Origin of the sequence: Streptomyces sp. NPDC002701 (assembly GCF_042889045.1) — a bacterium.
Classification (GTDB): domain Bacteria; phylum Actinomycetota; class Actinomycetes; order Streptomycetales; family Streptomycetaceae; genus Streptomyces.
In genome coordinates, this window is the sequence record NZ_JBIAQL010000013.1 from 142113 (window position 1) to 163385 (window position 21273).

The following is a 21273-nucleotide window of genomic DNA, read 5'->3' on the forward strand; positions in this document are numbered from 1 at the left end:
TGCGGTCCCGCTGAACCGTTGCAGGTCCGGGCGCCGGACGGGAATACTGGCGCCCGGTCCACGGGGGAGAGGCATGAGTGCTCAGGTCGGCACGGACACCATGGTGCGCGTGGAGAACGTCCACCGCTCGTACGGGAGCGGTACCACCGCCGTACACGCCCTGCGCGGGGTGTCGTTCGACATTCCGCGCGGCGAACTCGTCGCGCTCAAGGGACGTTCGGGGTCCGGCAAGACCACCCTGCTCAACCTCGTCGGCGGACTCGACGAGCCGGACGACGGGCGCGTCACCGTCGACGGACTCGACCTCTCCGGGCTCGGCGAGAACGGGCTGCTGGAGCTGCGCCGGGACCGCATCGGCTTCGTCTTCCAGTCCTTCGGACTCATCCCGATCCTGACGGCCGCCGAGAACGTGGGCGTGCCCATGCGGCTGCGCCGAACCGACCCGCGCGAGCGCGAGGAACGCGTCGAACTGCTGCTCTCGCTGGTCGGGCTCGCCGACCAGGCGGCCCAGCGGCCCGGGGAGCTGTCCGGCGGCCAGCAGCAGCGTGTCGCCGTCGCCCGCGCCCTGGCGAACAACCCGGCGCTCCTCATCGCCGACGAACCCACCGGCCAGCTCGACGCCGAGACCGGCATCGGGGTGATGGAACTGCTGCGGGCGGTCGTCCGCAGTGAGCGGGTCACCGCCCTCGTCGCCACCCATGACGCGGCCCTGCTGGACCTGGCCGACCGGGTCCTGGAGCTCAGCGACGGCGAGATCGTCGAGAGCTGACACCAGCGGGGGCGCCCGCGACGGCGGATCCCGGCGTCAGGGTTCCGTCAAGGACACCCGTAGCGGGCCCTCCCGTCCCTTTCGCCCCGATCGCCGGCCGTAAGGTCTGACCGGCGTGGGCAGGACGTTCGGGAAGACAATGAGGCCATGGGACGCGGCAAGCTTCGGATCTACCTCGGTGCGGCACCGGGCGTCGGCAAGACGTACGCGATGCTCTCCGAGGCGCACCGCCGGGTCGAGCGGGGCGCGGACTGCGTGGTGGCCTTCGTCGAGCACCACGGCCGGCCGCGCACGGAGGTGATGCTGCACGGCCTGGAACAGCTCCCCCGCAGGGAGCTCACCCACCGGGACACCGTCTTCACCGAGATGGACGTCGACGCCGTCCTGGCGCGCGAGCCGGCCGTCGCCCTGGTGGACGAACTGGCACACAGCAATGTGCCCGGCTCGCGGAACGCCAAGCGCTGGCAGGACGTCGAGGACCTGCTCGCCGCGGGCATCGACGTCGTCTCGACCGTCAACATCCAGCACCTGGAGTCACTCGGTGACGTCGTCGAGTCGATAACCGGCGTCCGCCAGCGCGAGACCGTCCCGGACGAGGTGGTGCGGCGGGCCGACCAGATCGAGCTGGTCGACATGTCGCCCCAGGCGCTCCGCCGCCGGATGGCGCACGGCAACATCTACCGGCCGGACAAGGTCGACGCGGCCCTGTCCAACTACTTCCGCCCCGGCAACCTCACCGCCCTGCGCGAGCTGGCCCTCCTGTGGGTCGCCGACCGCGTCGACGAGTACCTCAACCAGTACCGGGGCGAGCACGGCATCCGCTCCACCTGGCAGGCCCGAGAACGCATCGTCGTCGGCCTGACCGGCGGTCCCGAGGGCCGTACGCTGATCCGCCGGGCCGCCCGGCTGGCGGAGAAGGGCGCCGGCGGCGAGGTGCTCGCCGTCTACATCGCCCGCAGCGACGGACTGACCTCCGCCTCGCCCAAGGAACTGGCCGTCCAGCGGACCCTCGCCGAGGACCTCGGCGGAACCTTCCACCACGTCGTGGGCGACGACGTGCCGTCCGCGCTGCTGGAGTTCGCCCGCGGCGTCAACGCCACCCAGATCGTGCTCGGCTCCTCACGGCGCAAGGCATGGCAGTACGTGTTCGGACCCGGCGTCGGCGCCACGGTCGCCCGCGAGTCGGGACCCGACCTGGACGTGCACATCGTCACGCACGACGAGGCGGGCAAGGGGCGCGGCCTGCCGGTCGCCCGCGGCGCCCGCCTCGGCCGGTCCCGGATCGTCGCGGGCTGGCTGGTGGGCGTCATCGGCCCGGCACTCCTCGCGCTGCTGCTGATCAACGCCGACGCGGACCTCGGGCTCGCCAACGACATGCTGCTGTTCCTGACGCTGACCGTGGCGGCGGCCCTGCTCGGCGGACTGTTCCCGGCGCTCGCCTCGGCGGCCTTCGGCTCCCTGCTCCTCAACTGGTTCTTCACCCCGCCGCTGCACCGGCTGACCATCGCCGACCCCAAGAACTTCGTCGCCATCGCGATCTTCGTGGGCGTGGCCATCTCGGTCGCGTCCGTGGTGGACCTGGCGGCCCGCCGCACCCACCAGGCGGCCAGGCTGCGCGCCGAGTCCGAGATCCTCTCCTTCCTGGCCGGCAGTGTCCTGCGCGGCGAGACCAGCCTCGACGCCCTGCTGGAGCGGGTCCGCGAGACCTTCGGCATGGAGTCGGTCGCGCTGCTGGAACGGGCCGGCGACGTCGATCCGTGGACCTGCGCGGGCAGCGTGGGACCCCACCCGCCGACGCTGCCCGAGGCCGCGGACGTGGACATGCCGGTCGGCGACCACACCGCGCTCGCCCTCTCCGGCCGCGTGCTCCCCGCCGAGGACCGGCGGGTGCTCGCCGCGTTCGCCGCCCAGGCCGTCGTCGTCCTGGACCGCAAACGCCTCCAGCAGGAGGCCGGGCAGGCCCGCGCGCTCGCCGAGGGCAACCGCATCCGCACCGCGCTGCTGGCCGCCGTCAGCCATGACCTGCGGACGCCGCTGGCCGCCATCAAGGCCGCCGTGTCGTCCCTCAGGTCGGACGACGTGGCCTGGTCCGAGGAGGACGAGGCGGAGCTCCTGGAGGGCATCGAGGCGGGCGCCGACCGGCTCGACCACCTGGTGGGGAACCTGCTGGACATGTCCCGCCTGCAGACCGGCACGGTCACCCCGCTGATCCGCGAGATCGACCTCGACGAGGTCGTCCCGATGGCGCTCGGCGGCGTACCGGAGCACAGCGTCGAACTGGAGATCCCCGAGACCCTGCCCATGGTCGCCGTCGACCCGGGCCTGCTGGAGCGCTCGGTCGCCAACATCGTCGAGAACGCCGTCAAGTACAGCCCCGCCGGCGAACGCGTCCTCGTCGCCGCCAGCACGCTCGGCGACCGGGTGGAGGTACGGGTCGTGGACCGGGGCCGAGGCGTCCCGGACGAGGCGAAGGACCGGATATTCGCCCCCTTCCAGCGTTACGGTGACGCCCCGCGCGGCGCCGGGGTGGGGCTCGGCCTCGCGGTCGCCCGCGGTTTCGCCGAGGCCATGGGCGGCACCCTCGCCGCGGAGGACACCCCCGGCGGTGGCCTCACCATGGTCCTCACCCTCAGGGCCGGACCCGGCCGTCAGGGACCCCTCGTGGACGTGCCGGAACCCGCACGACCGGAAAGGCAGGCTTCATGACCCGCGTCCTCGTGGTCGACGACGAGCCGCAGATCACCCGAGCCCTCGTGATCAACCTCAAGGCACGCAAGTACGAGGTCGACGCGGCCCCCGACGGCGCCACCGCGCTCCAGCTCGCGGCCGCCCGGCACCCCGATGTGATCGTCCTCGACCTGGGGCTGCCCGACATGGACGGCGTCGAGGTGATCAGAGGGCTGCGCGGCTGGACCCGCGTACCGATCCTCGTGCTGTCCGCCCGGCACTCCTCCGACGAGAAGGTCGAGGCCCTCGACGCGGGCGCCGACGACTACGTGACCAAGCCCTTCGGCATGGACGAGCTGCTCGCCCGCCTGCGGGCCGCCGTCCGCCGGGCCGAGCCCACCGGCGGCGGCGAGGACGACGTGCTCGTCACCACCGAGGACTTCACCGTCGACCTGGCCGCCAAGAAGGTCCACCGGGACGGCCGCGACGTGCGCCTCACCCCGACCGAGTGGCACCTCCTGGAGGTGCTCGTGCGCAACACGGGCCGCCTGGTCAGCCAGAAACAGCTGCTCCAGGAGGTCTGGGGCCCCTCCTACGGCACCGAGACGAACTACCTGCGCGTCTACATGGCGCAACTCCGCCGCAAACTGGAGGCGGACCCGTCGCATCCCCGGCACTTCGTCACCGAACCGGGGATGGGGTACCGGTTCGAGCGGTAGTACCACGGGTACGTAGCTGACGGCGCCCTCCCGGTACGCTTTGGGACATGAGTGGTGTCCCTCGTTCCGAAAAGCCGGCGGGCCGGTTCCGGCGCATGCTCGACCGGCTCTCCTCCTCCCAGGAGGACCTGGAGTCGGAGGAGCTGCGCGAGGACGCCGAGACCGCGGGCTGTACGCGCATCGGTGACTGCCGTGACCGACAGGTGGTCACGGTTACTGGTACCTTGCGCACGGTCACGCTGCGCCCGAGGGCCGGTGTCCCGGCCCTGGAGGCCGAGCTCTTCGACGGTTCGGCCGCGCTGGACGTGGTGTGGCTCGGCAGACGCTCCATCGTCGGTATAGAACCGGGGCGCAGACTGATGGCGTCGGGCCGGATCTCGATGAGCCGGGGCCGCCGCGTGCTGTTCAATCCGAAATATGAACTCCGACCCCTCGGACGGGAGTAGCCGGTGACCTCGCTCGACAAGCCGACCGAAGAGGCCCAGCGGGACGCGCAGGACTCGCGGGCGGTGACCGAGGCGGCCCTCTTCGAGGCGTTCGGCGGTCTGCGGGGCATGATCGAGACGGTCCTGCCGGGCCTGCTCTTCGTCACGATCTACACGATTAACAAGGACCTGCACTCGGCGGCCATCGCGGCCCTCGGGGTCTCGATCCTGCTCGTCGTGGTCCGCCTGGCCATGAAGGGCACCGTCAAGCACGCGTTCAGCGGTGTCTTCGGTGTCGCCTTCGGTGTCGTCTTCGCGATGATGACGGGCAACGCGAAGGACTTCTACCTGCCGGGCATGCTCTACACGCTCGGACTCGCCCTCGCCTACATCATCACGACACTCGCCGGAGTCCCCCTGATCGGCCTGATCCTCGGCCCGGTCTTCAAGGAGAACCTCTCCTGGCGCACGCGCAACCCGGGCCGCAAGAAGGCGTACGCGAAGGCCAGTTACGCCTGGGGGCTGATCCTGCTCGCCAAGTGCGCGATCCTCTTCCCGCTGTACTGGTGGGCCGACACGACGCAGTTCGGCTGGGTCCTGATCGCCCTGAAGATTCCGCCGTTCCTGCTCGCGGTGTGGCTGACCTGGGTCTTCCTGGCCAAGGCCCCGCCGCCGATCGACGTCTTCGCCGAGATGGAGGCCGAGGAGAAGGCGGAGAAGGAGCGGAAAGCCGCGGCTCGGTCCGCCGAGTAGGCACCCTGTGCTGAAAAGAGCTGAGTAGGCACCCTGCGCTGAAAAGAAGGGGGCGCCCGGATCTCTCCGGGCGCCCCCTTCTCGTACGTACCGGTGTCAGCTCTCGTACGTACCGGTGTCAGCCCGTCGCGTCCTCGCGGCGTACCGACAGCAGGTCCTCCAGCTGTTCCTCGCGGGCCTGGGCCGCCACGAACAGGAGCTCGTCGCCCGCCTCCAGGGAGTCCTCCCGGGTGGGGGTGAGGACCCGGGTGCCGCGGATGATGGTGACGAGGGAGGTGTCCTCGGGCCACGCCACGTCACCCACCTGGGTGCCGGCCAGGGCGGACTCCGGCGGGAGGGTCAGCTCGACGAGGTTGGCGTCGCCGTGGCTGAAGCGGAGCAGGCGGACCAGGTCGCCGACGCTCACCGCCTCCTCCACCAGGGCCGACATCAGCCGGGGGGTCGAGACGGCGACGTCCACCCCCCACGACTCGTTGAACAGCCACTCGTTCTTCGGGTTGTTGACGCGGGCGACCACCCGCGGGACCCCGTACTCGGTCTTCGCGAGCAGGGAGACGACGAGGTTGACCTTGTCGTCACCCGTGGCCGCGATCACCACGTTGCAGCGCTGCAGCGCGGCCTCGTCCAGGGACGTGATCTCGCAGGCGTCGGCGAGCAGCCACTCCGCCAGCGGGACGCGCTCGACCGAGATGGCGGTCGGCGCCTTGTCGACCAGCAGGACCTCGTGCCCGTTTTCCAGGAGCTCGCCCGCGATCGAGCGGCCCACGGCGCCGGCACCGGCAATGGCGACCCTCATCAGTGACCGCTCTCCTCTTCGGGGCCCTCGGCGAACGACGCCTCGACCTTCTCGATGTCGTGCGTGCGCATCATCACGTGCACCAGGTCGCCCTCCTGCAGAACGGTCTGCGAGCTCGGCAGGACCGCCTCGCCGAGCCGCGTGAGGAAGGCCACGCGCACTCCGGTCTCCTCCTGGAGCCGGCTGATCCGCTGGCCCACCCACGCGGTCGACGCGTGCACCTCGGCGAGCTGCACCCCTCCGGTGGGGTCGCGCCACAGCGGCTCGGCGCCCGACGGCAGCAGCCGGCGCAGCATCTGGTCGGCCGTCCAGCGGACGGTGGCGACGGTGGGGATGCCCAGGCGCTGGTAGACCTCGGCGCGGCGCGGGTCGTAGATACGCGCCGCCACGTTCTCGATGCCGAACATCTCGCGGGCCACCCGGGCCGCGATGATGTTCGAGTTGTCGCCGCTGGAGACGGCGGCGAACGCGCCCGCATCCTCGATGCCCGCCTCGCGCAGGGTGTCCTGGTCGAAGCCGACACCGGTGACACGACGGCCGCCGAACCCGGAGCCCAGTCGTCGGAAGGCGGTGGGGTCCTGGTCGATCACGGCGACCGTGTGCCCCTGTTGCTCCAGGGTCTGGGCGAGAGCGGAACCCACTCTGCCGCAGCCCATGATGACGATGTGCACGCCCGTCCTTCCGGTGTGAAAAGTTACTGCTCAGGCTGAAACAGGGTCTCAGACCGACGCCCAAGCTACACACGCACGGTCCGTCGGCGGCACCCCTGTGCACATCGGCCCGCTCCCGCCGGGGATCGGCCGACGATCAGCCGGGGATTCAGCGGCGGCCGATGCTGCGCACGCTGACGAGAGTGAGGATCCCGAGGCCGACAAGTCCGGCGGCGGCACCGATGAGTTCGGCCGTGGCGTGCATGGAACCTCCAAGAATTGGCAAAGGGCGGCAAAGATTTGGCTTTTTTCATATAGGCATGCGGATTCGCCCGGCCAGGCAATACATCAGCAAGCCCCGAGCGGATTTCACTCGTAGAGCAGATCGCGGTCACGGATCCTGCCGATCGGGCGCCGCGGCGGGGCGGGGGAGGGTGGGCGGTGGTGTGTTCGACCGCTTACGATCCTCCCCGTGTCCAAACTGACCGACGTGCCCAAACGGATCCTGATCGGGCGCGCACTGCGCAGTGACCGGCTCGGAGAGACACTCCTGCCGAAGCGCGTCGCACTCCCCGTCTTTGCTTCCGACCCGCTCTCCTCCGTGGCGTACGCGCCGGGAGAAGTGCTGCTCGTCCTGTCCATCGCGGGCGTGTCGGCCTATCACTTCAGCCCCTGGATCGCCGTCGCGGTCGTCGTGCTGATGTTCACCGTCGTGACCTCGTACCGGCAGAACGTGCACGCCTACCCCAGCGGCGGCGGCGACTACGAGGTGGCCAACACCAACCTCGGTCCGCGCGCCGGCCTCACCGTCGCCAGCGCCCTCCTCGTGGACTACGTCCTCACCGTCGCCGTGTCGATCGCGTCGGGCATCGAGAACCTCGGCTCCGCCGTGCCGTTCGTCGTCGAACACAAGGTCCTCTGCGCGATCGGCGTGATCGTGCTCCTCACCCTGATGAACCTGCGGGGGGTCAAGGAATCGGGAAAGCTCTTCGCGATCCCGACGTACGTGTTCGTGACGGGCGTCTTCCTGATGATCGCGTGGGGCGCGTTCCGGGGCATCGTCCTCGGCGACACCATGAAGGCGCCCACCGCCGACTTCGAACTCAAGGCCGAGCACCAGGGGATCGCGGGCTTCGCCCTGGTCTTCCTCCTGCTGCGCGCCTTCTCCTCCGGCTGCGCGGCCCTCACCGGCGTCGAGGCCATCAGCAACGGCGTCCCGGCCTTCCGCAAGCCCAAGTCGAAGAACGCGGCGACGACCCTCGCGATGATGGGTCTGCTCGCCGTGACCATGTTCTGCGGCATCATCGGCCTGGCCATGGCGACGAACGTCCGCATGGCCGAGTACCCGGCGCACGACCTGCTCGAGAACGGGGTCGCGGTCGGTTCCGACTACGTCCAGAACCCGGTGATCTCCCAGGTCGCCGAGGCCGTGTTCGGCGACGGCAGCTTCCTGTTCATCGTGCTGGCGGCGGCCACCGCGCTCGTCCTCTTCCTGGCGGCGAACACCGCGTACAACGGCTTCCCGCTGCTCGGCTCGATCCTCGCCCAGGACCGCTACCTGCCCCGCCAGCTGCACACCCGCGGCGACCGGCTCGCCTTCTCGAACGGCATCGTGCTGCTCGCCGGCGCGGCCATCCTGCTGGTCTGGATCTACGGCGCCGACTCGACCCGCCTCATCCAGCTCTACATCGTCGGTGTGTTCGTGTCCTTCACCCTGAGCCAGACCGGCATGGTCCGGCACTGGAACCGCCACCTGGCCACCGAGAAGGACCCGGCCAAGCGCCGCCACATGGTCCGCTCCCGGGCCATCAACGCGTTCGGCGCCTTCTTCACGGGGCTGGTCCTGGTCGTCGTGCTCGGCACCAAGTTCACGCACGGCGCCTGGGTCGCCCTGCTCGGCATGGTGATCTTCTACGCGACGATGTCCGCGATCCGCAAGCACTACGACCGGGTGGCCGAGGAGATCGCCGCGCCCGAGGGCCCGTCCGACGACAGCCTGCGCCCCTCCCGCGTCCACTCCGTCGTCCTGATCTCCAAGATCCACCGGCCGACGCTGCGGGCCCTCGCCTACGCCAAGCTGATGCGCTCCGACAGCCTGGAGGCACTGAGCGTCAACGTCGACCCGGCCGAGACGAAGGTGCTGCGGGACGAGTGGGAGCGCCGCGGGTTCACCGTGCCGCTGAAGGTCCTCGACTCGCCGTACCGCGAGGTCACCCGACCGGTCATCGAGTACGTGAAGGGGCTGCGCCGCGAGTCCCCGCGGGACGTGGTGTCGGTGATCATCCCCGAGTACGTGGTCGGCCACTGGTACGAGCACCTGCTGCACAACCAGAGCGCCCTGCGACTCAAGGGCCGGCTGCTGTTCACACCAGGTGTGATGGTGACGTCCGTGCCGTACCAGCTGCAGTCCTCCGAGGTGGCCAAGAAGCGGGCCCGCAGGCGCCAGGAGTGGACCGCGCCCGGCTCGGTGCGGCGCGGTCCGGCGGAGCACCGGCCGAAGGAGCCGTCGCGGCCCAAGCGCTGAGGCGAGGGCTGCGGCGAGCGCCGGAACGGTTGGGGAGCGGCGGCACGGTTGGGGGAGCGGCGGAACGGCTCGTGGTGAGCGGCCGGGCGGTGTCCACGTAGACTGGTGGGCTGTTGTCCGGCCGCTCCGGGCCGTTCGTTCCCTTTCGCATCTGGAGTCACCCCGCAATGCAGGCAGAACCGAAGAAAACGCCGGCGGGGTCGCTCGTGGGGCAGGAGTACGAGGTCGAGATCGGCCCCGTGGCGCACGGCGGGCACTGCATCTCCCGTACCGACGCAGGCCAGGTCCTCTTCGTACGGCACGCACTGCCCGGCGAGCGGGTCGTCGTGCGGGTGACGGAGGGCGAGGAGGACTCACGCTTCCTGCGCGCCGACGCGGTCGAGGTCCTGGAAGCCTCCAAGGACCGTATCGAGGCCCCGTGCCCCTACGCCCGCCCCGGGCGCTGCGGCGGCTGCGACTGGCAGCACGCCAAGCCGGGCGCGCAGCGGCGGCTGAAGGGCGAGGTCATCACGGAGCAGCTCCAGCGGCTCGCGGGCCTGACCCCGGAGGAGGCCGGCTGGGACGGCACGGTGATGCCGGCCGAGGGCGACAAGCTGCCCGCGGGTGAGGTGCCCTCCTGGCGTACGCGCGTGCAGTACGCGGTCGACGAGGACGGCAACGCCGGTCTGCGCCGCCACCGCTCGCACGAGATCGAGCCGATCGAGCACTGCATGATCGCCGCGGACGGCATCTCCGAGCTGGGCATCGAGCAGCGCGACTGGGCGGGCATGGAGTCGGTCGAGGCGATCGCCGCGACGGGCTCGCAGGACCGCATGGTCATCCTCGAACCGAGGCCGGGCGCGCGCCTGCCCCTCGTCGAACTCGACAAGCCGGTCTCCGTGATGCGCGTCGAGGAGCACGACGGCGGCATCCACCGCGTGCACGGCCGCGCCTTCGTCCGCGAGCGCGCCGACGGCCGTACGCACCGGGTCGGCAGCGGCGGCTTCTGGCAGGTCCACCCGATGGCGGCCGACACCCTGGTCAAGGCCGTCATGCAGGGCCTGCTCCCGCGCAAGGGCGACATGGCGCTCGACCTGTACTGCGGCGTCGGCCTCTTCGCGGGCGCCCTCGCCGACCGCCTCGGCGACAAGGGGGCGGTCCTCGGCATCGAGTCCGGCAAGCGCGCGGTGGAGGACGCCCGGCACAACCTGGCCGCGTTCGACCGCGTGCGCATCGAGCAGGGCAAGGTCGAGGCGGTCCTGCCGCGGACCGGCATCACCGAGGTCGACCTGATCGTCCTGGACCCGCCGCGGGCGGGCGCCGGCAAGAAGACGGTCCAGCACCTGTCGTCCCTGAGCGCCCGCAAGATCGCCTACGTGGCCTGCGACCCGGCGGCCCTGGCCCGGGACCTGGCGTACTTCAGGGAGGGCGGCTACCGGGTCCGCACGCTACGGGCGTTCGACCTGTTCCCGATGACGCACCATGTGGAGTGCGTGGCGATCCTTGAGCCGGTGGCTAAGGGCGCCTGACCTGCGGTTTTGCGTGTGCGCGTTATGGGCGGTGTGGGCGTTACGGGCGATATCTTGACGCTGAAATGACGCTCGTGACGCTCATTTGACGCTCGTTCTGATGGGGTGTCAGGTGTGCATTGGGCAGGTCAGGTGGCGTCAAAGCTGCGAGTGACGATGTGACGCCGAGGGCTGGTGACGCTCAATGCGGGGCCGCCGGATCGTGCAGATCAGATGTTTCGGAAGAGACCAACCAACGCCGTGACCTGCGGCGTCTGGCCGTCGGAGGTCGTTGACCTGCATGAATGCCCTTTCGGTTGTTTCACGCTCGTACTGGCTGATGCGGCCGAAAGTCCCAGGAAAGTCCCAGAGACCCACGGGCAGGCGCCACTCTTTCGGCTCTGTACAGGGCATGCGAGTGCGCTGTGGGCTGGTGATCGTGGATCGACGGTCTGACCCGAATGAACGGCAACGCGCACTGCTCGAATGGCTCGCGGCCGGTGAGGAGCATCCCGCAGCCTAGGCGCCGGGGGAGTGGCGGTCGGCTTATGCCTTGCGTGATCGAGAGTTGTTAAGGCATTCGTCGGCGGTCCCTTCTCGGGATCGGTCCGGAAGGCCCTACCCAATGGGCCCGCGTCGGGATCCGCTTGCCCGCTACCCGGCCTGCAGCGTACGAGCGCTTTGATCAAACGGGCACGCTACGGAGCCACAGGGCCGCCCGGGTCAAACGCCCTGCAAGGCTCCTTCCCGCTCAGTAGCATCAGCGGCAGAGTAGGGGCGGAAGGCGCACGGGGTGGGGAGCAGCGGTATGGCAGCGGGGGGCTGGCGACCGTCGGCGGAGCGTGTGCGGCAGCGCCGGTCGGCCGCCGTGCGCAGGCGCGTGCACGAGAAGGCGCTGGTCGAGGTGCGCGGCTGCCTGCGGGACTGGGACGACGGCCGTGACGCGGCCCGCGAGGCCAAGGCCGTGGCCGAGACGATCATCGCGCCCGAGTACGAGGGTCGGGTGCTCATCGAGTTGTTGCAGAACGCGCACGACGCGCACCCGGCCAGAGCCACCGACGGGCGTATCGAGATCCGGTTGGACGAGGATGAGGGTGAGCACGGCACCCTTTACGTGGCCAATCGCGGCAGGCCATTTGGCGGCAAGAACTTCAAGGACCTGTGCAGCATCGCCCTTTCCAGCAAGCGTGTCGACGCCGGGATCGGCCACAAGGGAGTCGGTTTCAAGAGCGTGCTGCACCTGTGCGATGCGCCCGAGGTCTACAGCGTGGCCAGGGAGGGGTCCCGGCGCCTCGATGGGTTCACCTTCCGGTTCGCCCGGCTCGACGACTACGACGCGCTCGCCCGGGAGGTGGCGCCCGAACGCGAGGGTTTTGCGGACTACTTGAAGGAGAACCTGCTTACGCTGAAGGTGCCGGTCTTCCTGGAGGAGCCGCCGAAGACCGTCCAAGGCTTCGCGCGCCGGGGCTTTGTCACCGTCATCCGTCTGCCGCTGAAGTCGGCCGACGCGCGGTCGGCCGCCGGGGCGCAGGTGCGGGAACTCATGGACGACAATGCCCCGTTCGAGCTGTTCCTCGACCGGCTGGAACGTGTCCGGCTGGAGTGGCGGGCTGCGGGGGAGACCCGGCGCAGGACGTATGACCGTCAGGTGGAGGTGCTGCACCACGCCCGTGGCCTGAAGGTGCAGCAGGTCACCTTGCGTCGGCGGATGCGTCTGATCGTCGTCTGTGGGAAGGCCGACCCGGACCGCGCCCGGGAGGCGCTCGCCGCGTCGATCGAGAAGAGCGGGATGCGACGCGACTGGATGGCCTGGGAGAAGAAGGCCGAGGTACGGGTCGCCGTACCGGTCGGCGAGCCCCTGCGGGAGGGGCGGCTGTACACCTTCCTGCCGATGGGTGAGCAGATCTCGGCGCCCGTGCGCGGCTATGTCCACGCACCGTTCTTCGCGGAGATGAACCGTCGTTCGTTCAACGAGGCGGTCCCGTGGAACGGCCTGCTGCTCGACACCGTGGCTGAGGTGTGTGCCCGCGCGGTGCTCGCCGCGGCGGATGGGCGGGCATCGATTCCGCCTGGCGGGGTCGTCGATCTGATGTGCTGGCAGCCCAAGGCACTGGCGCGGCTGACGTCTGCCTTCCAACGGCTGGAGCGTGGCATCGCCCACGTGCCGTTCATCCCGGTGATCGGAACGGCGCCCGAGGCTCGCACCTCCCTGCACCGTGCCTTTCTGTGGGAAGGGAAGGACGGCTCCACGGTCTTCAACCCGCAGTCGATCGCCGCCACGGGGGTCATGGATCTCCTCGATCAACATCTGCACCCCATCCGGTTGCGGCGGCTGGCGTCCCTGGCCAGGAGTGCGGGCACGCGCCTCGAACCCCCCACAGAGCGCCTCGCGTCGTGGGCGGAGGGGCTGGCCGGAGCCGCCGTAGGTGACACCTTTGATCCCGGATGGTGGGCGGACTTCTACTACGACCTCTCGCAGGCGTTCCCCGACGGCTCGGCCCTGACCGGCAAGCGGATCGTCATTACTTCCAGTTCGGCGACGGCACCAGCCGGCGCGGATGGCGTCTTCTTCGACCGCGACACTCCGCAGGGTGGCTCCCTGCTGGCCCTGCCCGATGGTCTGTCCGACCGCCTGCACTTCGTGCACGAGGGCATTGCCTGGTCCGGCAAGGGCCGCAAGCGCAGAGCTCAGGGCCGCAAATGGCTCAGGACCGCGAACCTCGTCCACGACTACGGTGCCGACCGGGTGCTCGCGGTCGTCGCCGCCGCACTGAGCGCGGATGGCGAGGACGACGGCGTACGCCTGGCCTGCCTCCGCTACGCCTGCGCGGTCTCTCACGCTCTGGAGACGGAAGGCCGCAGGGCTCCCTTCCTAGGGTATCTCCGCGTACCGACCCGGGGTGGCTGGATCGACGCGAGCCGCGCCATGTTCGGGCGGGGCTGGCCCGGCGAGCACTCCTCCGTCGACGACACCCTGACCCGATTCCTGGAGGGCGTCCGGGAACTGTCTCCCGTGCTCACCCAGACGGAAGGACGGCTCCTCGTCCGCCCCGACGAGCTGTGCAGCGACGCGATCCCTGAGGAGGCCATGCGGCGCTTCCTCGAACGGCACCACGTCGCTCATGGCCTCCGTCCCCGGTACGAGACCTTCCGCACCGGTGTCAGGGGAGACACCCTCAACCGGCCATCCCGTTTCTGGGCCCCGGACCGGCCGGATCTGCTGCCGCAGTGGCGGACGAGCGCCGAGCGCTGGCGGAACCGGCGTAGGGTCGGCTACATCAGCGTGGAGTACCACTCACGCTCCCGTGCCGCGGCCATGCTGCCTGGTCAGGACGACTACGCCGCCTTCTCCGAGGAAGACCGCAGACTCTACGCGGAGCTCATCGTGCACGGCCTCGCCTTCGCCTGGGGCGACTCCGCATTGGAGATGCAGTTCGTACGCCACAGCGATCCCACCGGGACCCCCTGGCCCACTCCGCTGTCCGCCTTCCTGACCCACGCGCTGTGGATCCCAGAGACGGCCGCCCCGAGCTCCACCTCGGAAGGGACCGTGTTCGCCACCGCCAGCACGGCCTGGTGGTGGCACGGCACGCAGCCCCCGCCCCAGTTCCTCGGCGTGGTGCCGGCTTCCTTGCGCAGCAGGCGGTCCGCCAAGCTCGTGGCACGGCTCGCCCTGCTCGGCATCCGCTCCTGGGACGATCCCGGCACCGCGCTCGACCGGCTCCGCCACCTGCCGGACCTCGTGCAGGCCAACGTCCACCTCAGGGAAGGAAGACTCGCGCACGAGATCGGACGGGAGTACGAGAAGGCGTGGGCGCAACTGCTGCCGACGGAGGGCGGAACGCGCGCCGCCGACGGAGGGCAGCCCACGGCGCCGCACCGGCTGCTGGTGACCCGCGCTGGTGCCCTCGCCTCGCTGGACCCGGCGGAGACGGACGAGACGGTCTTCGTCCCGGATCCTGACGGAGCCCAGAACCGAGCCCTTCTGGACCGGGTCCCCGTGCCCGTCATCCCGGTACGGGACAGGGCACTAGGCGGCCGGGTCCACGCCTTCCTCCAACGGAGGACGACGTTCGACGTCCATCGGTGCGGCGAGGCCGCGCACGACATCCAGGCCGACGGATTGCCCGTCCGTGACGCACCGCACGTGCCGTTGACGGAGTACGCGGGATCCTGGCTGCTCACCCTGGTCGCGGCCCTGGTGGAGTTCGACGAGCAACGAGCGTCCCGTCCGGAGCCCGTAACCGAGGCCGACGTGGCTGGCCTACTGCATCGCTGCGACGTGACCGCGGCCAGCGAGGCCGTCCTCTGGATCGCCGGCCACCGCCTCACCGAGCACGGAGCGGACCGAGCCCTGCTACACCCACACCCAGACCGGCCCCGTGTGGTCGTCGTGCACAGCGAGCCGCGTACCGGCTGGCGAGTGCTCCGCACCGCCGCCCCCGCAGTGGCTGCCCTCATCGGCGCGCCCTACCTCGCAGACCTGCTCTGGAAGGCGCTAACCAAACTGGAGGAACGCGGCCTGAAGACCGACCAGGTCCGGGAGGAAGATCTCACGGACGTCCTGGACCTGCGACCGCACCAACTGCACGCAGTCCTCGCCGAACGGGCGTCACAGCGTTCCGGCAGCGCGCGGCTTGTCCCCCTCCTCGCCTGCCTCGATCTCGACCTCGCGGAGCAACTGCGGCAATACGCCGAGGACTTCTCCGACCGCGCCGCCCTCCTCACCTGGCTTACCGACCGGATCGGCGCACCCAACGCGGAACAGCTCATGCGGTTGCTGGAGGACGACGACCGGGAACGGCAACTGAGCGCCATATCCGTGCCCCTTGCCGACGCCAACCGCGCATGGCGCGCCCTGGGCCTCCCGGAGATCGACAACAGGGACCGGCATGAACGGCATTTCGCGGCATGGCTTCAGCGAAACCGTCCCGCGCTCGCCGAGCGGATCAGGGACGCCAATAGGGACGTCCACCGGTCCGGACGGTCCCTGGCCCCATACGTGAAGCTGCGCGACCTCTCCCTACTCGCGCCGGACCCGACCTGGCACACGACGCTGTGGCATCTCTCCGACGAACTCATCCAAGCCCACGCGGACGCCTGGCTGATGAAACAGCTTCCCGCACCTTCGTCGACGTCACGCCCGCTGAGACCGCTGGCCGAGGTACGCGAGTCATCCAGCACAGCGGTGCACAAGCAGGTACCGCGGCTGCGGCAACTGATCGAGGAATGGCAGCGCCTCCATCCCGCAAGTCGCCCCACGATGCTGCCCCCGGCCCAGGATGTCCTGCGGGAACTGGACGGCGACGGCCTGCTGGACTTCGAAGTCTTGTCCGTGAAGGCGTTGATCGCCTGGCTTAGGGCTCGCGGCCACTGGCCCCAAGACATGCCTCTCTCGGACCGGCGCATGGACCTCGGACTGGCCGCGACACGTCCCCCGGAGCCCGCGGGGAACACCGGCGGAGCCACAGGCGGAGGCCGACCCGGAGGGCCCGCACCCGGCCCTCATGTAATGCTGAACGGCAGTCCCGTATCTGCCCGGCCCGACGACCTGGCGGCGCTCGCCCGCGATGTGGCCGCAGACCTCACGCCTGAGCAGCGGGCCACCTCGGCCACGTCCGCCACGGCGCTCGCGCCGCGCATTCCGCAGCCACGCACGTCCTCGTCGTCCGGTGCAAGGTCGCACAGCGGTTCGTACCAGGTCCCCGTGAGCGACCAGGACCGGACATTGGCCGTGGGCCTTGCGGGGGAGGCGGCGGTGGCCGCGTGGCTGCAAAAGCAGTTCGGGGTCGAACCACAGGACTCATGGAAGTCCGGCCTGCGAGTCCACGGGCTCGCCGGCGCGCAGCCGGGGGACGACCGGCTCGGATACGACTTCCTCATCCACGACGGCGACGCGACCTACCTCTACGAGGTCAAGGCATCCACCGGCGACAGTGGCGAGATCATCCTCGGCGAGTCCGAGGTTCGACGCGCTTCTCACCTGAAGCCGGACGAGACGTACTTCATCGTGTACGTCTCTCACGTCCTCGACCGCGACCGCCGCAACATCACCGTCCTGCCCAACCCATTCGGCGCCCCCGACCTCGCTGGCTACGAACTGGTCAGCACCCAGCTGAGGCTCCGATTCAACCTTGGCTGAATCAACAGGTTCGTGCCCGGATGACTGTGGGACGACGGAGAGGGCTCGCTCCATCCCAGGCATGCCCGCCCTCGGTCCATATTGCCGCCGAATTCCTCGAACACGCCCCTGACGTGGTGCTCACGATTCTTGATAGCTCAGTGTCCGCGAACGCGTTCCGCAAGGTCAGCAGCGTTCGCCTGGCGCACCGTCAGACTTGTGATCACGTGGACGCGTTCGGGCACATACCGGCAGGTTCAGCCCGACCGCGAGAACGACGAAGCCCTTGGTGCGAATGCAAGGCTGGACATGCCCTTTCGTATGCCTGGGTCACGCATCGGGAGCGCCGTCGGCCTGTTGATTCCTGCTGCGTCGTCGTGGCGATCGTTTGGGTTTCGGGATGTGACTGGGACGGGAGACGATGATCACATCGGTGACGTTGGGAAGCTTCAGGAGAGCGTTGCGGGTGGTGTCGTGTTCCTGGACAGAGGAGGACTCGTCGTATATGAAGACGGTCATCTGCCGGTAGGGCGAGTTTCCGGCAAGGTAGCCGATGTAGTCATCGTAGATCTCCTTCTCGAAGGTCTTGAAATCGGCAGCTTTGCGCGCGTACTTGACCTCGATGAGCAGAGCGAGCGAAGGGATCCCGAAATCCGCGCGGTAGGTGCTATGGCCGAGCCGCCGGAGGGTTTCTTCCTCAACGAGGTCGTCGAATACGGGCCGGAGCATGAGCCAGAGGATGTTCTGGATCTCGCGTTCCGAGGTGATGGGCCACTTGATGGGGTGGTCGAGGTCGTCACCGTCGTAGCGCCATTGCCGCATCGCAGCCTCGAAACGGCTCAGGAGAACGCCTACATGGGTGCGGCTCAGGAGAGTCTCGTCGATGCTAGCGGTGATTATATGGGCGGTTGCCTCCAAAAGTAGCGCTGCCCGAGGCGCGGTTGGCTGCCCTGTATCGGTCAGGAGGATGTCGCTGAGCAGCCGGGACTGCAGTCGCCGCAACTCGTCCTGGTCCGTGAGCGGTATGTCTCTGGCTGAGACGGTCAGCCAGTGAATACAGGAGGCTTCTACCGGATCACGGATGCTGCGGGCGTCCACCGCAACGGCGGTTGTGGTGCCGAGGATGCGCCGGGCGTGTTCCTGGAAAAGGCTCAGGAGGATGTTGGCAGGGCGCAGCTTCGGGTCTTGGAGGACCTCGGCCAGCCATGTGCGGGCTTGCGGAGTGTCATCCTGCATTGTCTTGACGGCGAGCGCGAGTCCGATGATTTGTCCGGGGTCGTTGACGAAGGTGACCCCGTCGTCCTGGAAGGGGTTCTTCCGCATGAGGGCAGGCAGGCCGGCGGTCAGGTGTTTCCGGGCGGCGGACTGGGAGGCGGCTGGTGAGGAGAACCCGGCGAGGCCGTAGCCGAGGACGGCCAGGCCGTGAGAGTGGGCGAAGCGGTGCTCGTTGTCGGCGAGCCATGCCGGCGCCAGGGGGTTGACGTCCCAGTCGAAGCTGAGGCGTCGTCGGCTCAGGATGTGATAGGCGAGCAGGCCGTCGAGGTTGCCGGGCGCGTTCGCGCGTCGGATGCATTCCTCCAGGCGGGCGGTCTGCGCGGCCAGCAGGTGTCCGGTGGGTGTGGCTCTTCCAGGTTCTTCGGTCACAGGAACCACCGGCTGGAGCGCAGCTGGGTGGCGACCGCGTCGGCGTTCCAGTTCCGCACGTGGCGCAGCTGTCCGAGCAACTCGGCGATCAGGTCTGAGTACAAGATCGTCACAGGAATGCGTGACGGGTACATGCTCCGCCAGGACATCGCTGTGAACCGAAACGCCTGACGTCCCAGGTATTCGATGTCAGTGAAGGTCGAATGGCGGTGGAGCTTGAGCAGAAGCGGTTTGGGGGCACCGTGCAGAGCGCTCTTGAGATCCATGGGCCCGCTGACAGCCACGAGCAGCTCACGCTGGCCGATGGGTACGGCATGGCCACGCTCCGGCACATAGTGCCCCTTGGCCCGGCCGCTGGCCCCCCGGTTCACTCCCGCGCTGGCCCGGTCGAACATGACCCAGTCGTGGTCGGTGCTCACGTGCACGAACGCGAACTCGACCCTGGCGTACGTCCGGGTAAGGCGCTCGACCAGCTCCTTGACCGCAGCGGCCTCAATGTCTTTGAGCGGCTTGAACACATGGAAGATAAGGCGCAGTTCGTCGCCCTTCTGCCAGGCGTTGCGGATCTTGATCGCGTCGATGCATTCTGTCAGGGAGCACAGGAGTTCCCGGGGGTAGTCGTCGTAGTCGGCCTCCCGGGACGTGTTGGAGAGAAGGTAGTTGCCGTCTGCGCTGAACACGGTGGTGATGCCCACTACTCGTTCCGGCGCGGTGAGCTGGCTCTCTTTGACGTGCGCGCTTCCGATGCCGATGACCAATTCGTGGGTGAGTGAGCGTGGAGCGGCGATCACGAAGGGGATTCCGCCCAGCTTGGCGTAACAAGCCAGGGCAATGCTGTTGAGCGGGTAGGCGAGCTTACTCAGTCGGACCGTTTCGATTCTCACGTCCTGGACGGGGACGCCCTGTCCCATGAAGGCTGATTTCGCCACAAGGTACGGGCTGTTGTCGCCCGTGAGATGAGCCTGATCCTCGCTGGTGATGACGATGGCCAGGTCGATGTCCCCGCTGAGCAGTGCCCTCCGGCACGCCTCACGGTAAGCGTTGGCATTGGTCGTGGCCCCGTCGAAGGGGTGCAGGGAGACGTCACAGCCGGAAAGGTGATATTTGCGGATGAACCCGAGGCCGAACGTCCTTTCTCCTTGGATCCCGTGGAGGAACTTGAAAAGGAAGTTCTCGACGACACCTTTGTGTGCGCGGGGTGTGATGACGGCGATCCTCGGTTTCTTCTTCGCGAAGAACTCCACGTCGAACGGGCCGTATTCGTCTAGGCCGCGGTCGGGTGACCGGCTCGTCTTGTCTCCGGCCTGGTCGAACTGGAACGTCGGGGACTGGTAGTAAGTCCCGCTCACTTTCCTGCCGCTGCTCGACCCGACTGGCGGCTCGATGACCACGGACAGGTCACCGGCCACCTGTAGTTGGCCGAGTCGCTGCAAGCGGCCGGCAATGCTGACCGCACCCTCGTAGCGGCCGAAGGCCCCGAGCAAATCGAACGTCTTCTGGTCCAGTTCCTTGAGAATCCTGGCGCTGTCGGCTCCGGCCAGGGCACGGACCACGTCGTCAAAGGTCTCCCGTCGGCTCTCCAGCCACGCGTTGCCGGCAGAGATTCGGGTCACCCCGGGGGCATCGCGCAGTACCAGGTCGGTGCTGTCGACGTGGTCGACAGCACCGACCGCCTGCCGGGCGGCGTGGTGATCCATGCGCGGGTCGGGTGTGCTCGCCGCGTCCTCGCTCAGCACGTAGCGCCCGCGCACGTCGAGACCCTGGTGGATCAACTTGTCCACCGTCATGTCGATCTCGTAGCGGCTCTTTACCCCGACGATCACACCAGGGTGGTTCGAGGGACCGATGGTCCTGCTGTCCAGCCGGTATTCCGGATAGACGTGGAGGCTTCCGAGGGCCTCCTGACGCCGGCCGCGGACCGAAGGCTCAAGCAGATCCCTGCCCGCCAGGCGAGAGACGAACACCGGTGGGCTGAGTCGACGCACCTTGTACCCCCAGCCCAGCACCGACCGGAGCAACGCCTCCTGGACGAGACGCATGGTGAGGGACCGGTGATCGCGTGTCCGGAACGTTGTAGGCGTGCCGTAGACGTCGGTATCGGCCTGCACGGGAATGCAGGCGATGCTTGTTCGTGTCTTGGCGACCATGTGGCTGTCGCCAAGCTTGGCTCGGAGGTCAGCGAGTTGCTCGGGTGACTCGAATTCGATTAGCCCACCCTTGAACTCGTCCGCCGAAAAGCGGACCGGCAGGAAGTTGAAAGCCAGCACTGGCGGATTCATTCTGCCCCCTTGCGTCCAAGCCCCATTCCCTCCCCGGCATCGAGGCGGTTACACGTCACGGCACCTCGTCACCAAGGTGTCCTTCACGCTCAGAGCATTGTGGCACCGGGGTATGACAACGGGCGGGGAAGAGCCGCTTGACCGGATCAATCACGTGATGCCGGTCAGCCGTAATCGCCACATCCGGAGCTCTCTTTGAGTTCTCCGTGTGCCCGCGGGCCGCGCCCCTGCCCTTGGCGGGCCGCCACCTCATCCTGCGAACGATACGGAACGATCCGTGTTGGGTGAACCCTGCAAGACCGACATCCGTGCACCGCATCGCGCTCGCCTTCGACGCCGCGCGGAACCGGACGTCGTACCAGCTGACCGGCCGGACGGTGCCGTGAGCGCGGATGCGGTCGGCGCTGCGCACGCTCGGTCCTGACCAGTCAGCAGCGGC

General features: G+C 68.8%; 12 protein-coding genes. 8 read left to right on the top strand and 4 right to left on the bottom strand.

Features of this window, described 5'->3' with window-relative positions:
• Positions 1-73: 73 nt before the first annotated feature.
• From ACFYXC_RS28825 to ACFYXC_RS28845, 5 genes are all read left to right on the top strand, one after another.
• Complete coding sequence (locus tag ACFYXC_RS28825; protein WP_389554784.1) at positions 74-769, top strand: ABC transporter ATP-binding protein; 696 nt, start codon at positions 74-76, stop codon at positions 767-769.
• A 147-nt stretch (positions 770-916) separates the two neighbouring features.
• Positions 917-3475 carry an ATP-binding protein gene (locus tag ACFYXC_RS28830; protein ID WP_389554786.1) on the top strand — a complete coding sequence of 853 codons (2559 nt, stop codon included), beginning with the start codon at positions 917-919 and terminating at the stop codon, positions 3473-3475.
• Positions 3472-4155 (top strand): response regulator, encoded by a 684-nt coding sequence (locus ACFYXC_RS28835; protein WP_388908245.1) that lies wholly within the window; start codon positions 3472-3474, stop codon positions 4153-4155. Before ACFYXC_RS28830 ends, ACFYXC_RS28835 begins: the two co-directional genes overlap by 4 nt.
• Positions 4156-4202: 47 nt before the next feature.
• Positions 4203-4601 (top strand): OB-fold nucleic acid binding domain-containing protein, encoded by a 399-nt coding sequence (locus ACFYXC_RS28840; protein WP_388908243.1) that lies wholly within the window; start codon positions 4203-4205, stop codon positions 4599-4601.
• A 3-nt stretch (positions 4602-4604) separates the two neighbouring features.
• Entirely contained in the window at positions 4605-5333 is a 729-nt protein-coding gene (locus tag ACFYXC_RS28845) for a DUF3159 domain-containing protein (RefSeq protein ID WP_388908241.1), read from the top strand.
• A 118-nt stretch (positions 5334-5451) separates the two neighbouring features.
• On the opposite strand, the gene ACFYXC_RS28850 is transcribed toward ACFYXC_RS28845, so the two are convergent.
• Positions 5452-6129, bottom strand: a complete 678-nt coding sequence (locus ACFYXC_RS28850) for a potassium channel family protein (RefSeq protein WP_388908239.1) — start codon at positions 6127-6129, stop codon at positions 5452-5454.
• Positions 6129-6800: a potassium channel family protein gene (locus tag ACFYXC_RS28855; protein ID WP_389554789.1), complete on the bottom strand. Its 672-nt coding sequence runs from the start codon at positions 6798-6800 to the stop codon at positions 6129-6131. The genes ACFYXC_RS28850 and ACFYXC_RS28855 overlap by 1 nt, the downstream gene beginning before the upstream one ends.
• 451 nt (positions 6801-7251) lie before the next feature.
• Here ACFYXC_RS28855 and ACFYXC_RS28860 point away from each other — a divergent pair, with 451 nt between their 5' ends.
• The 3 genes from ACFYXC_RS28860 to ACFYXC_RS28870 all read left to right on the top strand — a co-directional run bounded on the left by ACFYXC_RS28860 (position 7252) and on the right by ACFYXC_RS28870 (position 16932).
• Positions 7252-9303, top strand: a complete 2052-nt coding sequence (locus ACFYXC_RS28860) for an APC family permease (protein ID WP_389554791.1) — start codon at positions 7252-7254, stop codon at positions 9301-9303.
• 167 nt (positions 9304-9470) lie between these two features.
• Positions 9471-10811 carry a class I SAM-dependent RNA methyltransferase gene (locus ACFYXC_RS28865; protein ID WP_389554793.1) on the top strand — a complete coding sequence of 447 codons (1341 nt, stop codon included), beginning with the start codon at positions 9471-9473 and terminating at the stop codon, positions 10809-10811.
• 787 nt (positions 10812-11598) lie between these two features.
• Positions 11599-16932, top strand: coding sequence for a sacsin N-terminal ATP-binding-like domain-containing protein (locus ACFYXC_RS28870; RefSeq protein ID WP_389554794.1), 5334 nt, complete (start codon positions 11599-11601; stop codon positions 16930-16932).
• Between the two features lie 309 nt (positions 16933-17241).
• On the opposite strand, the gene ACFYXC_RS28875 is transcribed toward ACFYXC_RS28870, so the two are convergent.
• A complete protein-coding gene (locus ACFYXC_RS28875; RefSeq protein ID WP_389554796.1) occupies positions 17242-18555 on the bottom strand; it encodes a hypothetical protein in 1314 nt (437 codons plus the stop codon).
• A complete protein-coding gene (locus ACFYXC_RS28880) occupies positions 18552-20834 on the bottom strand; it encodes a Piwi domain-containing protein (RefSeq protein WP_389554798.1) in 2283 nt (760 codons plus the stop codon). Before ACFYXC_RS28880 ends, ACFYXC_RS28875 begins: the two co-directional genes overlap by 4 nt.
• Positions 20835-21273 lie beyond the last annotated feature (439 nt).

Excerpts from the sequence above, each read along its gene's own strand:
- ACFYXC_RS28825 (WP_389554784.1), top strand. The coding sequence starts at position 74 with ATGAGTGCTCAGGTCGGCACGGACACCATGGTGCGCGTGGAGAACGTC.
- ACFYXC_RS28830 (WP_389554786.1), top strand. The coding sequence starts at position 917 with ATGGGACGCGGCAAGCTTCGGATCTACCTCGGTGCGGCACCGGGCGTC.
- ACFYXC_RS28835 (WP_388908245.1), top strand. The coding sequence starts at position 3,472 with ATGACCCGCGTCCTCGTGGTCGACGACGAGCCGCAGATCACCCGAGCC.
- ACFYXC_RS28840 (WP_388908243.1), top strand. The coding sequence starts at position 4,203 with ATGAGTGGTGTCCCTCGTTCCGAAAAGCCGGCGGGCCGGTTCCGGCGC.
- ACFYXC_RS28850 (WP_388908239.1), bottom strand. The coding sequence starts at position 6,129 with ATGAGGGTCGCCATTGCCGGTGCCGGCGCCGTGGGCCGCTCGATCGCG.
- ACFYXC_RS28865 (WP_389554793.1), top strand. The coding sequence starts at position 9,471 with ATGCAGGCAGAACCGAAGAAAACGCCGGCGGGGTCGCTCGTGGGGCAG.
- ACFYXC_RS28870 (WP_389554794.1), top strand. The coding sequence starts at position 11,599 with ATGGCAGCGGGGGGCTGGCGACCGTCGGCGGAGCGTGTGCGGCAGCGC.
- ACFYXC_RS28880 (WP_389554798.1), bottom strand. The coding sequence starts at position 20,834 with ATGAATCCGCCAGTGCTGGCTTTCAACTTCCTGCCGGTCCGCTTTTCG.